At 69.0% G+C, this 538-nt stretch carries 1 protein-coding gene; it reads left to right on the forward strand.

Annotation, left to right across the window (positions count from 1 at the left end):
• Positions 1 to 100: 100 nt before the first annotated feature.
• A partial coding sequence (locus B2W70_RS16185; protein ID WP_286747225.1) for a cytochrome c biogenesis CcdA family protein occupies positions 101 to 538 on the forward strand: 438 nt, incomplete at its 3' end.

Below are 538 nucleotides of genomic sequence, written 5' to 3' on the forward strand. Positions count from 1 at the left end.
GGCGGCAAGCAAACCGCCATGGTGGCCGGTGAAACCGAGCCTGCAGCGCTGCAACGCGTTCTGAAGTCGGCCCTCTGATCCCCGCAGGAACCCAACGACCATGTCCCTCGCCCTCTCCGTGCCCCAACTGGGCTTGAGCCTGGCTGCCGGCAGCCTGACCACGTTGTCCCCCTGCGTGTTGCCCCTTCTGCCCCTGGTGGTGGGCGGCGCGGTGCAGCGCAACAAGCTCGCGCCCATCGCCATGGGTCTGGGCATGGCGATCGCCTTCGCGCTCATCGGGCTGCTGCTGGGCACCGTGGGGCCCGCCATCGGCCTCGACGGCGATCACGTCAGGGTGTTCGGGGCGGTCATGCTGATCCTGCTGGCGCTGGTGTTCTGGATCCCGGCCTGGAATGAGCGTTTCTCGCAGTGGGCCATGCCTCTGGCCACATCGGCCCAGAACGCCAGCGCAGGCCTGGACGCGGGCTCCTTGAAAGGGGCCTTCCTGCTGGGCGGGGTGCTGGGCTTGGTCTGGAGCCCTTGCTCCGGCCCCCTGCTG

Origin of the sequence: Aquabacterium sp. UBA2148 (genome assembly GCF_002328915.1) — a bacterium.
GTDB lineage: Bacteria > Pseudomonadota > Gammaproteobacteria > Burkholderiales > Burkholderiaceae_C > Aquabacterium > Aquabacterium parvum.